This window comes from Polaromonas sp. P1_H6 (assembly GCF_056405195.1).
This window is the reverse complement of record NZ_JBFUCN010000008.1, coordinates 37,842-53,585: the sequence shown is the minus strand read 5'-3', so window position 1 is coordinate 53,585 and position 15,744 is coordinate 37,842. Positions and strand designations below refer to the sequence as shown.

Genomic DNA, 15,744 nt, shown 5'->3' with positions numbered 1-15,744 from the left:
AAATGCAAAAGCGTCTGGTGACGCTCGCGGAGGCTCAGGCTTGAGTGGGGTCGCTGTTGCCCTCTGACGTGGCGGCGGTAGGCGTTGAGGTCAGTACCCAGCGGCCGTCCATCAGCACTTCATTGGGTTTGAACCCCGCCTTGTAGTTCATCTTTGGGCTTTCGGCGATCCAGTAGCCCAAGTAGACGTAAGGCAACTCCAGGCGCCGCGCCTGCTCTATTTGCCAGAGCACGCTGTAGTTGCCGTAGCTCGCGCGGGCGTCCGGCTCATAAAAGGTGTAGACCGCCGAAATGCCGTCTTCCAGGACGTCCAGGATGGAGACCATCTTGAGTGCGCCCGGCTCGCCGTTGGGCAGGGTTTCGCGGAACTCCACCAGGCGCGAATTGACCCGGCTTTGCAGCAGGAACTGCGTGTACTGGTCAATGCTGTCATGGTCCATGCCGCCGCCCGCATGGCGGCCGTTCTGGTAGCGCAGGTAGAGCTGGTAATGCTCTGGCATGAAGCAGAGCTTGAGGATGCGTGCGTGCAGCGTGTGATGCCGGTTCCAGGCGCGGCGCTGGCTGCGGTCCGGGCTGAACAGCTCGACGGGCACCCTCAGCGGCACGCAGGCCTGGCATCCATCGCAATAGGGGCGGTAGGTGAACATTCCGCTGCGCCGGAAGCCGTTGGTCACCAGGTCCGAGTAAGCGTCGTTGTGAATCAGGTGGCTGGGCGTTGCGACCTGCGAGCGGGCCTGTTTGCCTGGCAGGTAGCTGCAGGGATAGGGCGCCGTTGCATAAAACTGCAAGGTTTGCAGAGGCAGGTCTTTGAGGTGCGTCACGGTAGGTCTGTCATTCCCGTCGTCAGAAGCTGATTCCAGTATACGGGTTTGAACTCCCAAAGGGGAGCGGTTTTGCCCACGTTCCGGGCAAGATGGGCGACAAATTCCTGCCGGGTGATTTCGCCCGCCCCCAGCGACGCCAGGTGCCGGGTATTTTGCTGGCAATCGATCATGGCCATCTCCTGGGCGCGGCAAAAAGCAACGAGTGCCGCCAGCGCGACCTTGGAGGCATCGGTCTGGTGGGCGAACATCGATTCGCCGAACACCATGCGGCCCAGGTTGACGCAATAAAGGCCGCCGGCCAGTTCGCCGTCCACCCAGGTTTCCACGCTGTGGGCATGGCCCGCCCTGTGAAGGTTTGCATAGGCCTGCACCATGTCGGGAACAATCCAGGTGCCCGGCTGTCCGGCGCGCGGCTTGCTCGCGCAGGCATTGATGACGCGCTCGAAGGCGCTGTCAAAGCGAATTTCGCAAGCGGGCTGCGCCTGAAAGCGGGTCAGCGTTTTGCGCAGCGAGTGATGCAGTTTGAAATGCCGGGTCTGCAAGACCATGCGGGGATCGGGACTCCACCAGAGCGGGGGCTGGCCCAGGCTGAACCACGGGAAGATGCCGTGGGAATAAGCCTCGATCAGCGTGGGCACGTCCAGCGCGGCGCCAGCCGCCAGCAGGCCGGGGGCAGGGTCATGATGGCCCCAGGCTTCTTCCAGCGGCGGAAAGTTTTCGCCGGCGGCAAGCCAGGGCACGGGACGCGGTAGTTTCCCCATGGCTTAAAAGCGCATCGGCATGAAACGGTGGAAGCGGCGGGCCGGGAAGGGCATGCGCCATGGTAGCCGAGCGGATTTTGGTGGCAAGGCCGGCGAGCGATGGCGCGACCTGAGGCTCGGCTTCGCATGTTCCGGCAGCACAAAAAAATGGGCACTACAAGAGTGCCCATTTTCGGAATTAACTGGCTCCTCAACCTGGGCTCGAACCAGGGACCTACGGATTAACAGTCCGGCGCTCTACCAACTGAGCTATTGAGGAATACAGCCTTAGATTATAGCGTTAATTTTTGCGCTTTTTGAGCCCAGGACATTTCCTCTGATGGCTTCTTGTCGGTCGGGGCATCCCGGTAGCGAGCGTGGAGGTGCAATGGCACTGCCCGACGCCGAGGGCAGAGTGACGTTCTCATTGGTGATAACCTCATGCCTTACTATGCGACCCAACCAGATCGACACTCCGAGCCAGGCCCGGGTAAGCCGCAAAATCACCCATGCGATAACTTTGGCTTGTTGTACGCTCGCACTGGCTTCATGGTCGCTTTGGCAGCGATACCTGGTTGGTGCAGTCATCCTCGCCGGACTTTGCCTCATAGGGGGCGTTTTCCTTGCGATTGTCCATCGTGCAGGAAATCGCCAAACCTCGGCCACCGCTAACGGTGGTGTTGGACGCAATGGGGCGAAGACGGATTCATTGATCTCGGTCATCATCTGCAGCATTGATCCCGTCAAATATGAGCTGGTCTGCGCCAATCTCAGAGATCGTTTTGGTGATTCACCGTATGAGCTGATCGGCATCCATGATGCCAAGTCCTTGTGCGAGGGTTACAACAGAGGTGTCGCGAAAAGTCGGGGCGAGATTCTGATTTTTTGCCATGACGACATCGAGATTATTTCGCCGAGTTTTTCCGGCCTGGTTCGCAAGCATTTACAAGCCTTTGATGTCATCGGGTGCGCTGGTACGACCAAGCTGAAGGACAGCAAGTGGATGAGCAGCGGCGACCCTTATCTCCATGGAGTGATTGCCTACCCGGTCGCCGGCGCGTGGCCCAGCGACCTCTTCCATCTGTCGATGTGGGGGGGCATACAGCTGACGCAGATTAAAGGCGTGCAGGCATTGGACGGAGTTTTTATCGCAGCCAACCGCCATGTCGTCGAGTCAGTGCGATTCGACGAAGAAACTTTTGATGGTTTTCATGGCTACGACACGGACTTTAGCTATTGCGCTTTTTTGCGCGGCTTTGAGCTGGCGGTATGCAAAGACATTTTAATTGCCCATAAATCAACGGTCGGAGATTTTGAGGGAATCTATAAAACCTATGCGAACAGATTCTGGGAAAAATACAAAGATCACCTGCCGGAAAGAGAAAGTGACGGCATGACCGAACAGGCAAATTTCCCCTATGTAAACCGTGCCCAAATGTTGAAGGCCTGGTTTTAGCCATTCGCCAGCGTAACGTTATCGGGGGACGGCGCTGACCACGTATTGAAACGGCATGGCATCATCCACCGAAGTTTGTGGATTTGCACCCGACAGCTTTGCCAGTTGCTCAATAACAGGCAGAAACAGCTCCCTAGGGGGTTCGTAAAAGATTCGGGGGATACAGGCCGCGACAGTGAACCCGGCGTCGTTAAACATTTCCAGAATAGTCTGCCTGGAGAAAAACCGCAAATGGGTTCTGTCCAGAAGGCCGGTGTCTTCGTAGCGAAAATCGCCAATGCTCAATTTGGCTTGTAAGGACCAGTGCTGCGCATTGGGAATGCAAGCGGCAATGCACGCGTTTTTCGGCATGACACTGCGAACCTGACGCAGGACCTTCCAGGGGTCCCTGAGGTGCTCGAGGGTGTCACCGAAGATCCAGCAGTCCCTGTCTGTATTTTCCTTCCAGAAGGCGTCGCCTGCGGTTTCGATGTCAAGGACCTGGCTTTGGTCGCAGTAGCGTAGTGCAAGCTCTGCGTAGGCTGGATCTATCTCAATGCCAAGGTAGTGGCAGTCTGGCGATAGTTTCTTGAACTCCCTTGCCAGGGCGCCCGAACTGCACCCCACCTCAATCAACTTTTTGGCTCCCCAAGGAATAATATCCAGAAGGTCGGGGTTATGGTTTTCGTGAACCGGAGTGTGATTCATAAGTATGGGCTCTAAGTGCGATCAGCTAGCTGGAGGCGAGTTGCGAACAAGCTTTGAAAAGCATAACGCAAAGCCTGGAGGATGTTCATTCTATGTTTTCCTCTCGTGGCTCCACGACGGGATGCAAGCTGTATCCGCAAAAAAAAGACATGCATATTCTCGGCGTTCGTGATATCAACCGGAGCGCATCGCGATGGCCGCAGCCCGCCGAGGAGACAAGCGCCCGCATAACTTGTGGGTCATGCCGCGATAATCGACGGCGCATAGCCTTCATCGGCGCGGCCAGTCACGCAGTACACATGATGTAGCTGGCACGCCTCAACCCGGCTTGAGGCCATGGACAAACGAATGACCGACTCTCTTTTTGACCACGAATATCCCCGCGTTCTGAGCATCGCAGGTTCCGACAGCGGCGGCGGGGCTGGCATCCAGGCCGACCTCAAGACCTTCGCCGCGCTGGGTTGTTACGGCATGACGGCCATCACCGCATTGACTGCTCAGAACACGCGCGGGGTGCGCGCCATCCATGGCGTGCCGCCGCAAATGCTGCGCGACCAGATAGATGCCGTCATCGAAGATATAGGCGCGGACGCGGTGAAGATAGGTATGCTGCATGCGCCCGACATCGTGTTGACGGTGGCCGAGGCGATTGACCGCCACGCACTGCCGAACGTGGTGCTGGACCCGGTCATGGTCGCGACCAGCGGCGCGGTGCTGATCGACAACCCGGCGATTGCCGTCCTGGTGCGCGAGCTGTTTCCGCGCGCCGTCCTGATCACTCCCAATCTCGATGAAGCTTCGCTGCTGGTCGGCCGGCCGCTGACGAACGAAGAGGCTATGCAAGCCGCGGCGCAGGAACTATTGGCCAAAGGCGCGCGCGCCGTGTTGCTCAAGGGCGGGCACTTGCCCGGCGACGTGGTGAGCGACCTGCTGGCCACCCAAAGCGGCGAGCTGCACTGGATGCGCGGGCCGCGCATTCCCAGCCCCAACACCCACGGGACCGGTTGCACGCTGTCGTCCGCGATTGCCGCGCACCTGGCGCTCGGAAAGCCCCTGCTGGAGGCCGTGCAGCTGGCGCGCGACTTTGTGCGCGCGGCGATGGCGGCCGGCGCCAGGGTGCGCACGGGGGCCGGTAGCGGGCCGCTGAACCACGGCTACGCGCCCATCGCGATGCGGCTCAAGCCGCTGCGGTAATTCCTTGGGAATTGGCGCGGGTGAATCGCGCCAAGGCAAAGGTCAACACCAGCGTCGGCAATGCGGCGCCCCAGTCCGGCGCGAACTTCGCGCACAGGTGGTAGCAGGCAATGCCCAGCAGCCAGATCGCGACGGCGCTGACATTCACCTTGCGACCGGCCACCAGCGAGGCGATCTGCGGCGTGCCGGCCAGGCGCGCCAGGATCACGCCGTACAGGGGCACGAACACCGAACTGAGCATCAGCAAAAACGGCTCCAGGCTGTGCATGGGCAGCACCAGCGCCAGCGCGGTGCACAGCAGGGCCAAGCCCACGCCCCAGCGGCGCACGCTCCAGGCCGGCTTCAGGCTGTGGCCGGCCACCGAGCCCGAGTACAGGTCACCGTAGGCGTTGTCGACCTCGTCGATCAGAATCAGTCCCAGCGCGACCAGCCCGCCTTGCGCCAGCAGCAGCGCGGCGACCAGGTCGGTGCTGGGCGCCGTGATGGCCACCAGCAGGCCCAGCGCGTAACACCAGATATTGGCGATGGCATAGCCCAGCCAGGTGCCGCGCAGGGCGCTGTTGCCGTCACGGCCATGGCGCGCGAAATCCGCCACCAGCGGCAGCCACGAGACCGGCATCGCGATTACGAGGTCCAGCGCCGACAGCGTGCTCATGCCGCCTTCGCCGGGCCGGTTCCAGAGCGCTGCCAAGCCCTGCGCATCGGCTTTGGCCAGGAACTGCCAGCTTAGCCACAGCAGCGAGGCAATGACCAGCGGCAGGCCGTAGCGGCCTATGAATTTGCGCACCAGCCTGACCATGGAGCCCGACAGCAGCGCCAGCAGCACCGCGCCCCAGAGCAAGGTCGCCAGCACAGGCCAGACTGCCCCCGCAAAGCTGCCGGACTGGCGCGCAATGGCAACGGTGCCGTCGCGCATCACCACGAGCTCGAAAGTGGTCCAGCCTATGAGTTGCACGATGTTGAGCAGCACCGGCAGGCGCGCAAAGCTGCTGCCGTAAGTGGCGTGCATCAGCCCGGCGCTCGAAAGCCCGCTGTCGCAGCCGATCTTGGCCGTCCAGGCCAACAGGCCCGCGCCCAGGATGGAACCGCAGACGATCACCGCCAGCGCCGTCTGTGTGCCCAGGGCCGGCACCAGGTAGGCGCCTATCTGCATGACCAGCAGGCCCACGCCCAGGCTGAGCCAGAGCGCGGCATGGTCGCTCCAGCCGAACAGGCGGTCGCCCGCGGGCAATGGCGAAAGCGCGGTGTTGCCGGCGGCAGGCGTGGAAAGAGAAGGCGCGGTCATCAGCAGCTCCGATCAACGATGCGAGGTCGGCCTGCCTGAAGCCCGCAAGAACAGCGGGCCTTTGGAACATGCTTCCCTGCGCGAGGATTACCTCAATCAGGTTCAAAGGGACTTTCTCAGCCACCGCCGTTCGCGCTTGCGAACCACAGCAACACCCCCAGCGAAAGCGCCCTTGCGGGCACTGCGTAAATTGTAGGCGGATTCATCCAGGTGGTCTTGACTACGCCCCGGCACGCCACGGCCGCGTGGACAATCAGGCCCATGCATTTTTGCCAATACATGCCATGGCCCCGGTGAACCGCCAGCCTCCGGTGCCGGGCCGGTTTCGCCCGCGCCTCACGCTGCAGACCCTCACGCGCGGCGACGGCCTGCTGGGCATGAAACCCGCCGGCCCCTTCGGCCCGCGAGGCGACAGTGTCACCGTCGCGCGCGTGGACTGGACCTATGCCACCGAAGGCGGCCTGCGCTGGGAAATGCCGGCGCCCAACACCGTGCTCAACAGCCGCGCCGCACCCCTCCAGGCCCTGGAAGACGCGCAGGGCAGGGAAGTGCTCATGCAGCGCGACCTGGCGGCCGAGGCCGAGGCGCTGGACAGCCTCTGGACACTGGGCCTACATCCCGTGCCGGCCGGCAGCCTGCAATGGCGCAGCGAGGAGGCCGCCATCGGCCACGAGCACCTGTGGTCGCTGCTACAGGAAGATTTTTTTGGTGATTTCTGGGCGGATCAACTGCCCGCCCTGCAGGCGCAAGGCTGGGCTGTGGTGGTCCGGCCCGGCTTTGCGCATGAGAGCGTGCCCGTGGACGCCTGGCGCCTGATCGTCAGCCCGGACACCGGCGAGGTGCTGGGCAAGGAGGTGGCGGCGCCCCTGCGCGGCCGCGCGCCCGCCGTGACCGCGCTGGGCCTGCCGGCACGTGAAGGCTCATGGTTGCTGACGCTGGGTGTTGAGGTCGACGGCCAGACCCTGGACCTCGCGCCCATGTTGGCCGACCTGCTGCGGCGCGACCAGCGCTGGCTCAATGCCCGCCAGGTCTTTGCGATCGATGACACGGCCGTGATCCTGCTGCGCGCGCCTGGCGGCAAGCGCATCGAGGCGCCGGCCGCCCTGCTCAAGGCCATTGTGGGCGCCATGCTGGATTTGCTGACCGACCCGCAACGCGGACACGGGGACGGGCCGCTGCGGCTGTCGCCTTGGGACGCCTGGCGCCTTGACGCTGTGGACACTGGGGCCGGGCGTGCCGGCTTGCAGGGCGCCTGGCAGTGGCAGGGCGATGCCGGGCTGCGCACGCTGGCAAAGCGGCTGCAACAGGCGGGCGCGCCGCAGTCCGTGCCGGCACCGGCAGGCCTGGGTGTCAGCTTGCGGCCCTACCAGATGGAAGGCCTGGCCTGGCTGCAATACCTGCGCGCCCAGCAGTTGGGCGGCATCCTGGCCGACGACATGGGCCTGGGCAAGACCGCGCAGGCCCTGGCGCATTTGCTGCTCGAAAAGCAGGCAGGCCGCATGACGCAGCCCTCGCTGGTGGTGGTGCCCACCTCGCTGGTCTTCAACTGGCAGGCCGAAGCCGCCCGCATGGCGCCCGGCTTGCGCCTGCTGGTCTTGCAGGGCCCAAGCCGAGACACGGCGTTTTCACGCGTGGCCGAATACGACGTGGTGCTGACGACCTACCCGCTGCTGTGGCGCGACGTGGAGGCGCTGGAACACCAGCGCTTTCACTTGCTGGTCGTCGATGAAGCGCAATGGGTGAAGAATGCTGCCGGCCGCAGCGCGCGTGCGCTGCGCCGGCTGGACGCCCGCCACCGCCTGTGCCTGACGGGAACGCCGCTTGAAAACCACCTGGGCGAACTCTGGACGCAATTCGATTTCCTGATGCCCGGCTTCCTGGGCGATGCGCGCAGCTTTGCGCGCCAGTGGCGCAAGCCGATAGAAACCAACGGCGAAACGCTGCGGGCCCAGTTGCTGGCGCAGCGCGTGCGTCCCTTCATCCTGCGCCGGCGCAAGGAAGACGTCGCCGCTGAACTGCCCCCGCGTACCGAAGTCATCAAACGCGTGCAGCTGCAGGGCCGCCAGCGCGAGCTGTACGAGAGCGTGCGGGTGGCGGCAGACATCCAGGTGCGGCGCGTGCTGGCGCGCAACAGCTTTGCCGGCGGGCAGATCACCATCCTGGATGCGCTGCTCAAGCTGCGCCAGGTCTGCTGCGACCCCTACCTGCTCAAGGGTGTGAAGCCCGCCAGGACCATGACGCGCGCCAAGCTCGAATTGCTGCGGGGCATGCTGCCCGAACTGGTCGCGGAAGGGCGGCGCGTGCTGGTGTTTTCGCAATTCACCGGCATGCTGTCGCTGATTGAGGCCGAGCTGGACACGCTGCAGCTGCCATGGCTTTCACTGACGGGCGACACCTCGCCGCAAAAGCGCGGCGCGCTGGTCCGCAAATTCCAGGCGAAGACCGTGCCCATCCTGCTGGTCAGCCTGAAGGCCGGCGGTGTCGGGCTCAACCTCACCGCCGCGGACACCGTGATCCATGTGGATCCCTGGTGGAACCCCGCGGTCGAGGCCCAGGCCACGGCGCGCGCCCATCGCCTGGGGCAAGACCAAGCCGTGTTTGTCTACAAACTGGTGGTCGAAGGCAGTATCGAGGAGCGCATGCTGGAACTGCAGGCTCGCAAGGCGGCCCTCGCCGAAGGGGTGCTGGGCAGCGACGGCGAGGGGGCCGGCAAGTTCACGCCCGAGGACTTGCAGGCTTTGTTGGCGCCGCTTGATCCGGCCGGTGCCGTGCCGCCGGCCTGACGGCAAAAAGCCCGCGCGAGGCGGGCTTTCAGGCGGGAGCATTAAAGCGGGCTAGTCGTCAAACACTGGCGATTCGACACCCAGCACCTTGTGCAATTTGGGGCTGGTCGTGGTGTATTGCAGGTGGATTTTCTTGTCCGGGAAGATGAGGGGTGCCGCACCGAAGGCCGCCAGCGCGCACTCGTGGAAGCCGCTGAGAATCAGTTTTTTCTTGCCGGGATAAGTGTTGATGTCGCCCACCGCAAAGATGCCGGGAATGTTGGTGGAGAACTTCTCGGTGTCCACCTGGATCTGTTTGCGCTCGATGTCCAGGCCCCAGCCGGCGATGGGCCCGAGCTTGGGGGAGAGGCCGAAGAACACCAGCAGCACGTCCAGCGGCACCACGCGTGTGACGCCGTCCGGGCCGGTGACCTTGGCGCCGGTCAGCCGGCCTTCTTTTTCCTCGTAGCCGGTGACCTGGCCCACGATGAACTGCATCTCGTAGGCATCGCACAACTCGCGCATTTTGGCCACACTGGCGGGCGCCGCCTGGAAGCCGTCGCGGCGGTGGATCAGGATCACGCTCTCGGCCTTGTTCGGGCCTTCGGCGGCGAAATTCAGCGCCCAGTCGAGCGCGGAATCGCCGCCGCCTACGACCACCAGGTTTTTGCCGGCAAAGTCGGCCGGGTTCTTGACGCGGTAAAACAGCTGGCTGTCGTCAAATTTTTCCAGGCCGTCGACGCGCAGCAGCTTGGGCTGGAAGGCGCCCACACCCGCCGCGATAAAAATGGTTTTGGTCAGGAAGCGCGTGCCCTTGGAGGTCTCGACAAAGAAGCGGCCATCCTGCTGCTTTTCGACAACGCCGACTTCCTGGCCGAAATGAAAGGTCGCGCCGAAGGGTTCGATCTGCCGGAGCAGGTTGTCGGTCAGTTCCCTGCCTGTGCACATGGGCACGGCGGGGATGTCGTAAATCGGCTTGTCGGGGTAGAGCTCTATGCACTGGCCGCCGGGGTAGGCCAGCGAATCGATCACATGAGCCTTGATCTCCAGCAGGCCCAGTTCGAACACCTGGAACAAGCCCACAGGCCCGGCGCCCACGATGACCGCATCGGTTTCGATGGGGCCGTCGTGCTGGGCTGCGGTGTTGATCACTTCTTGGTTCAGTTGGGGTTCCATGGTTCCTGGGGCGCCTGGCAAAGCGCGTCGCGGCCCGGGGAGGGCCTGGGCTGGCTTAGCGGACCAGTTCGGACAGTTTGCCCGTCTTGTCTTTCCATTCCTCGGCGTCCGGCAGGGCGTCCTTGCGCTTGGTAATGCTTTTCCAGCCCTCGGCGCGGCTCAATTCGACATTGAGCTTGATGAAGGCGAGCTGGTCGGCCGGCACGTCTTCCTCGGCATAGATGGCGTTGACCGGGCATTCGGGAATGCAGACCGCGCAGTCTATGCATTCGTCCGGATCGATCACCAGCATGTTGGGGCCTTCACGGAAGCAGTCCACCGGGCAGACGTCCACACAGTCGGTGTATTTGCAGCGGATGCACGATTCGGAGACGATGTGAGTCATGTTTTTCTAGGCTAATCGGTGGAAACCCTTGATTTTAAGAGGTTTCCGCCAACAGGGTTATCAAAGACGCGAAGCGACGGGCGCCCCGCATGAAGACCGGCTCAAATGACCAGCGCGGCGCCCGAGGTCCTGTGCGAGGCGGTATCCACCAGCACCAGCGAGCCCAGGATGCGCGAACGCGCGTAAGGCAGGGTGGCCAGCGGCTCCTGCAGGCTCAGTTCGATGTGGCCAATGGCATTGGGCGGCAGCTCGCTGGCGTCTTCCTCGGCCAGGGTGTTCACGTCGAGCTTGTGCACGATGCGCTTGACCTTGGCCTTGACCCAGCGGTGGCCGTGCAGCGTCCAGTAGACGCGCCCGGCGACCAGCGGCTCGTCGTCCATCCAGGCCACGGTGGCCGAGATTTCGCGCGAGGGCTCGAAGGTGTCCACCGCCAGCAGCCAGTCGCCGCGCGACACGTCGACTTCGCGGTCCAGCACAATGCCCGCGCTGTGGCCGGCCAGGATGGTCCGGGGCTCGCGGGTATGGTCCAGCACCTGGGCCACCACCGCCGTCTTGCCGCTTGGCAGTATGGTCACGCTCTGGCCCGGCTGCACGCCACCGGTGGCGACGCGCCCCCAGAAGACGCGGCGGCCTTGCGAGGTGTCGGACGAGGACGAGAACTTCTCGACCCACTGCACCGGGAATGAAAAGGCTTCGGTGCTCTCGGCGCTCGTGGCCGGCAGGTGCTCCAGCAGCTGCAGCAGCGACAGGCCTTCATAGCCGCACCAGCCGGGTTTGGCGTCGACCACGTTGTAGCCCTTGAGGGCCGACACCGGCACGGTGGCCTTGACCGGGATGCGCGCGGCCTGGGCGAAAGCCGCCAGCGCCGCGGCGATGTTCTTGAAGGCCAGCACCGGGTCTTCCACGGCGTCGAGCTTGTTCACCGCGAACACGATGGACGGCACGCGCAGCAGGTTGACCAGCAGCGAATGGCGGCGGGTTTGCTGCAGCAGTTCCAGCGCGGGGTTTTTCCAGTCGAGCTTGGTGGCATCGACCAGCACCACGGCGGCGTCGGCGCTCGAGGCGGCCGTCACCATGTTGCGGGTGTACTGCTCATGGCCGGGTGCGTCGCCGATGATGAACTTGCGGCTTTCGGTGGCGAAGTAGCGGTAGGCCACGTCGATGGTGATGCCCTGCTCGCGTTCTGCGGAAAGCCCGTCGGTCAGCAGGGCCAGGTCGGTCTCGCCGCCGCGCTGCACGCCGGCCAGGTGGTCCTGCAGCACCGCGCGGCTGTCCACCAGCAGGCGGCCGATCAGCGTGCTCTTGCCGTCGTCGACCGAGCCGCAGGTGATGAATTTCAGCGCCGGCTTCAGGTCGTTCTGGCCGGGAACCGTTACGAGCTTGGCGTCGCCGGCGATCAAATCAGTCGTGCTCATCAGAAATACCCATCTTTCTTGCGCTTTTCCATCGAAGCGTCGGAAGTTTTATCGTCCATGCGCGTGGCGCCGCGCTCGCTGACGTCGGCGGCCAGCGTTTCGATCACGATCTCAGCGGCCGTGGCGGCCGGGCTATCGACCGGGCAGGTGCAGGTGATGTCGCCCACGGTGCGAAAACGCACGGTCTTCTCGACCACCTGTTCACCGTCGCGCGCGGGCGTGAGGTCGGTCACCGGCACCAGCAGGCCCTTGCGTTCGACCACCTTGCGCTGGTGTGCGTAATAGAGCGACGGCAGGGCAATCTTCTCGCGCTCGATGTATTGCCAGACGTCGAGTTCGGTCCAGTTGGAAATCGGGAACACCCGGAAATGCTCGCCGGGCTGCAGCCGCGTGTTGAACAGCGTCCAGAGCTCAGGGCGCTGGGCCTTGGGCTGCCACTGGCCGAAGCTGTCGCGGTGCGAAAAGATGCGCTCCTTGGCGCGTGCCTTTTCCTCGTCGCGGCGAGCGCCGCCAATCAGCGCGTCAAAGCGGAATTCGTCAATCGCCTCCAGCAGCGTGACCGACTGGTGCACATTGCGCGATTCGCCGGGATGGGCCAGGCGCACGGTGCCGCGCTTCATCGAGTCTTCGACGTTGCGCACGATGAGTTCGGCGCCCAGTTCCTTCGCGCGCAGGTCGCGGAAGTCGGTCACTTCATGGAAGTTGTGGCCGGTGTCAATCATCAGCAGCGGGTAGGGGATGCGGCCCACGCCGAAGGCTTTTTCCGCGCACTTGAGCATCACCAGCGAGTCCTTGCCGCCCGAAAACAGCAGGGCCGGGCGCTCAAAGGCGGCGGCCACTTCACGCAGGATAAAGATGGTTTCTTCTTCCAGCGCATCGAGGTGGGAGTTGGACAGCCGCGCGATGGAGGTCGCCGGGTCGGCTGGCAGCAGGTGGGAGGGTGTGCGGGCGTTCATAGGTCAGTCAGTGCGCAAGGTGCAGGCCGCATTCGCGGTTGTCTTCGCCCTTGGTAGGGTCCACATAGTCGAAGTTGTTGGGCAGGCCGTTGATTTCACAGTACTGGTAAAGGTCCTTGGACGACCAGTGCAGCAGCGGCGCGACCTTGATCAGGCCATCGGGGTTGACGCTGACCGGGTCCATCTGGGCGCGCACCGCGGTGTCGGTGGCGCGCAAGGCCGTGAACCAGACCTGGGGCGCGGTTTCACGCAGGGCGCGGGCAAAGGGCTCGAGTTTCACTTCTTCAGTGAAGGCCGCATGGCGTGGATCGTCCAGCGCCGGGGTCGGGCCTTCCACGGCCTCGCGGTGCGCACGGGAGCGGCGCGGCAGGTAAATATGCAGGTCCAGCTTGAGCAGCCTGGTCACCTCATCGGCGAAGCGATAGGTGGCCTCGGTGTTGTAGCCGTTGTCCATCCACACCACGGGAACGCGGGGATTGGCGCGCGTCACCATGTGCAGTATCACCGCCTCGAAGGGACGGAAATTGGTGGTGACGATGGCGGGCCGGCCCAGTCCCACGGCCCAACCCACCAGGCCCTGCGCGTTGTGGCCGAGTTCCGCGTTGATCTTTGCAAGGTCGAGGTTCATGGTGTTCAGGCGGCAGCCGCTTCCTTGAAATGGGGTTGCACGTCTACCGCATCGCCCTGGTATTTGCCCGCGCTGTAACCGGGGTAGGACGCCAGCACACGCTCGGCGATCGCCATATCCTGGTCGGCGCGCAGCACCGCGGTGTCAAAGCCGCTGCGCTCCATCTGCGCCAGCTGGTCCACCAGCACGTCGCCGGTGGCTCGGATTTCACCCTTGAATTCGCGGCGACGGCGCAGCAGGAAAGCCTGGCTGTAGGCGCGGCCGTCGGTGAACTTCGGGAAATGCAGGTCGATACGCGCGATGCCGTCCAGGGAGACTTCAAAGGGATCGCTGTCGTTGGCAAGCACCAGCACGCCGGCCTGGTCGGCTTGGTCTGCGCCAGGGTGTTCGGCGAAAGGCAGTAGTTTCATCGTGGCTCCTTTCAGTGCGCGACGGTGTTGGGGGCAAAGCGCGCGGCCTTGGCGGCGGCCTTGTACGGTTCGATGCCGACGCGGCGGAAGGTGGCTATAAAGGTTTCGCCGTCCTCGCGCAACTGGCGGTAGGTGTCCAGCACCGCTTCGATGACTTCGGGCACTTCGGCGCCCGTGAACGAGGGGCCCACCACCTTGCCGGGCACCGAGGCGCCGCTCAGCGTGGAGCCGTCGGAGCCGCCCAGCGAGACCTGGTACCACTCCAGGCCGTCCTTGTCGACGCCCAGGATGCCGATGTGGCCGCTGTGGTGGTGGCCGCAGGAATTGATGCAGCCGCTGATGTGCAGGTCGATCTCGCCCAGGTCGTGCAGCTCGTCCATGTCCTGGTAGCGCTCGGTGATGGCCTCGGCGATGGGAATGGAGCGCGCATTGGCCAGCGAGCAGAAATCGCCGCCGGGGCAGGCGATCATGTCGGTCAGCAGGTGGATGTTGGGTTTGGCAAAGCCGGCCTTGCGGGCGGCGCGCCAGAGTTCTGGCAACTCGTCGCAGCGCACCCAGGGCAGCAGCAGGTTCTGGTCGTGCGTGACGCGCACTTCGCCGGCGCTGAACTGGTCGGCCAGGTCGGCGGCGATGTCGAGCTGGTCGGCCGTCGCGTCGCCGGGGGCCTGGCCCAGGCGCTTGAAGGACAGCGTCACGGCGCGCAGGTCGGGGTTCTGGTGCGGCGCCACGTTGCGCTGCAGCCAGCGGCCGAACTCAATATCGTCCTCGGCGGCGGCGCGCAGGATGTTGGCGATCTTGGCGTCGGCGCTCTTGCGGTCGCAGTTGAGCGTGGGCGGAACGAAGGAGGCCGTCACGCGGTCGAGTTCTTCCTGCGTGATGGTGTGCGGCGCGCCGTCGTGCTCGAGGATTTGCTTGTACTCGGCCTCGACGTCGTCGATGTAGCGCTGGCCTTCGGCCTTCACCAGGATCTTGATGCGGGCCTTGTAGATGTTGTCGCGGCGGCCGTAGCGGTTGTACACGCGCACCACGGCTTCCAGGTAATTCATGATCTGGTTCCAGGGCAGGAACTCGCGGATCACCGTGCCGATGACAGGCGTGCGGCCCATGCCGCCGCCCACCAGCACCTTGAAGCCCAGCTCGCCCTCGGTGTTGCGCACCAGGTGCAGGCCCACGTCATGCCAGGCCGTGGCGGCGCGGTCTTCGCGGGCGCCGCTGATGGCGATCTTGAACTTGCGCGGCAGGAAGGCGAACTCGGGGTGCAGCGTGCTCCACTGGCGCAGGATTTCGCCGAAGGGGCGCGGATCGGCGATCTCGTCGACCGCAATGCCGGCGCGTTCGTCGCTGGTGATGTTGCGGATGCAGTTGCCGCTGGTCTGGATGCCGTGCATGTTGACGCTGGCCAGCAGGTCCATCACATCAGCCGACTTGTCCAGCGGGATCCAGTTGTACTGGACGTTCTGGCGCGTCGTGAAGTGGGCGTAACCGGTGGTCAGCTTGGAGCTGACCGACAGGCCGCTTTTGAGGTTGACGGGGCCGAGCTGGTCTTGTTTGGCCTGGGCTTCGTTGAACAGCGCGGCATTGGGTTGGTCGTATTCGCGGGCGATCTTTGCCAGCACGCGCACCTGCGCGCTGGAGAGTTCACCGTAGGGCACGGCCACGCGCAGCATGGGGGCGTAGCGCTGCACATACCAGCCGTTTTGCAGGCGCAGCGGGCGGAATTCGTCTTCGGGCAGCTTGCCCGCCTGCCAGCGGCTCAGCTGGTCGCGGTATTGGCCGGCGCGGGCCTTGACGAACTCTCGGTCAAATTCTGTGTATTGGTACATGGCT

General features: G+C 64.0%; 14 protein-coding genes and 1 tRNA gene. 3 read left to right on the top strand and 12 right to left on the bottom strand.

The window, feature by feature from the left end; genetic code table 11:
* Nucleotides 1–34: 34 nt before the first annotated feature.
* The 3 genes from AC1D1F_RS09830 to AC1D1F_RS09820 form a co-directional block, all read right to left on the bottom strand.
* Nucleotides 35–820 (bottom strand): arginyltransferase, encoded by a 786-nt coding sequence (locus AC1D1F_RS09830; protein WP_477696145.1) that lies wholly within the window; start codon nucleotides 818–820, stop codon nucleotides 35–37.
* The gene (gene aat, locus AC1D1F_RS09825) at nucleotides 817–1,584 is read right to left on the bottom strand and encodes a leucyl/phenylalanyl-tRNA--protein transferase (protein WP_477678743.1); all 768 of its coding nucleotides are present in this window, start codon (nucleotides 1,582–1,584) and stop codon (nucleotides 817–819) included. The genes AC1D1F_RS09830 and aat overlap by 4 nt, the downstream gene beginning before the upstream one ends.
* A gap of 183 nt (nucleotides 1,585–1,767) precedes the next feature.
* Nucleotides 1,768–1,843, bottom strand: a tRNA-Asn gene (locus AC1D1F_RS09820).
* 108 nt (nucleotides 1,844–1,951) lie between these two features.
* On the opposite strand from AC1D1F_RS09820, the gene AC1D1F_RS09815 reads away from it, so the two are divergent.
* Nucleotides 1,952–3,019, top strand: coding sequence for a glycosyltransferase (locus AC1D1F_RS09815; RefSeq protein WP_477678744.1), 1,068 nt, complete (start codon nucleotides 1,952–1,954; stop codon nucleotides 3,017–3,019).
* Between the two features lie 18 nt (nucleotides 3,020–3,037).
* Here the strand turns inward: AC1D1F_RS09815 and AC1D1F_RS09810 are convergent, their stop codons facing one another.
* Nucleotides 3,038–3,706, bottom strand: coding sequence for a class I SAM-dependent methyltransferase (locus AC1D1F_RS09810; protein WP_477696143.1), 669 nt, complete (start codon nucleotides 3,704–3,706; stop codon nucleotides 3,038–3,040).
* 348 nt (nucleotides 3,707–4,054) lie between these two features.
* Here AC1D1F_RS09810 and thiD point away from each other — a divergent pair, with 348 nt between their 5' ends.
* Nucleotides 4,055–4,900, top strand: coding sequence for a bifunctional hydroxymethylpyrimidine kinase/phosphomethylpyrimidine kinase (thiD, locus tag AC1D1F_RS09805; protein ID WP_477678746.1), 846 nt, complete (start codon nucleotides 4,055–4,057; stop codon nucleotides 4,898–4,900).
* On the opposite strand, the gene AC1D1F_RS09800 is transcribed toward thiD, so the two are convergent.
* Nucleotides 4,884–6,185, bottom strand: coding sequence for a purine-cytosine permease family protein (locus AC1D1F_RS09800; protein ID WP_477696142.1), 1,302 nt, complete (start codon nucleotides 6,183–6,185; stop codon nucleotides 4,884–4,886). The two genes, thiD and AC1D1F_RS09800, sit on opposite strands and share 17 nt — an antisense overlap.
* A 284-nt stretch (nucleotides 6,186–6,469) precedes the next feature.
* Between AC1D1F_RS09800 and AC1D1F_RS09795 the strand changes: the two genes are divergently transcribed.
* On the top strand, nucleotides 6,470–8,968 hold the full coding sequence (locus tag AC1D1F_RS09795; protein ID WP_477696141.1) for a DEAD/DEAH box helicase: 2,499 nt from the start codon (nucleotides 6,470–6,472) through the stop codon (nucleotides 8,966–8,968).
* Nucleotides 8,969–9,019: 51 nt separating this feature from the next.
* Here the strand turns inward: AC1D1F_RS09795 and AC1D1F_RS09790 are convergent, their stop codons facing one another.
* The 7 genes from AC1D1F_RS09790 to AC1D1F_RS09760 form a co-directional block, all read right to left on the bottom strand.
* Entirely contained in the window at nucleotides 9,020–10,123 is a 1,104-nt protein-coding gene (locus AC1D1F_RS09790; RefSeq protein ID WP_477678749.1) for an NAD(P)/FAD-dependent oxidoreductase, read from the bottom strand.
* A gap of 55 nt (nucleotides 10,124–10,178) precedes the next feature.
* Nucleotides 10,179–10,508, bottom strand: coding sequence for a ferredoxin FdxA (fdxA, locus tag AC1D1F_RS09785; protein ID WP_477651621.1), 330 nt, complete (start codon nucleotides 10,506–10,508; stop codon nucleotides 10,179–10,181).
* 101 nt (nucleotides 10,509–10,609) lie between these two features.
* Nucleotides 10,610–11,923, bottom strand: coding sequence for a sulfate adenylyltransferase subunit 1 (locus tag AC1D1F_RS09780; protein ID WP_477696140.1), 1,314 nt, complete (start codon nucleotides 11,921–11,923; stop codon nucleotides 10,610–10,612).
* The gene (gene cysD / locus AC1D1F_RS09775) at nucleotides 11,923–12,879 is read right to left on the bottom strand and encodes a sulfate adenylyltransferase subunit CysD (protein WP_477696139.1); all 957 of its coding nucleotides are present in this window, start codon (nucleotides 12,877–12,879) and stop codon (nucleotides 11,923–11,925) included. Before cysD ends, AC1D1F_RS09780 begins: the two co-directional genes overlap by 1 nt.
* A gap of 7 nt (nucleotides 12,880–12,886) precedes the next feature.
* Nucleotides 12,887–13,507 (bottom strand): phosphoadenosine phosphosulfate reductase domain-containing protein, encoded by a 621-nt coding sequence (locus AC1D1F_RS09770; RefSeq protein WP_477679135.1) that lies wholly within the window; start codon nucleotides 13,505–13,507, stop codon nucleotides 12,887–12,889.
* Between the two features lie 5 nt (nucleotides 13,508–13,512).
* A complete protein-coding gene (locus tag AC1D1F_RS09765) occupies nucleotides 13,513–13,917 on the bottom strand; it encodes a DUF934 domain-containing protein (protein WP_477696138.1) in 405 nt (134 codons plus the stop codon).
* An 11-nt stretch (nucleotides 13,918–13,928) separates the two neighbouring features.
* Nucleotides 13,929–15,740 (bottom strand): nitrite/sulfite reductase, encoded by a 1,812-nt coding sequence (locus AC1D1F_RS09760; RefSeq protein WP_477696137.1) that lies wholly within the window; start codon nucleotides 15,738–15,740, stop codon nucleotides 13,929–13,931.
* Nucleotides 15,741–15,744: the final 4 nt, after the last annotated feature.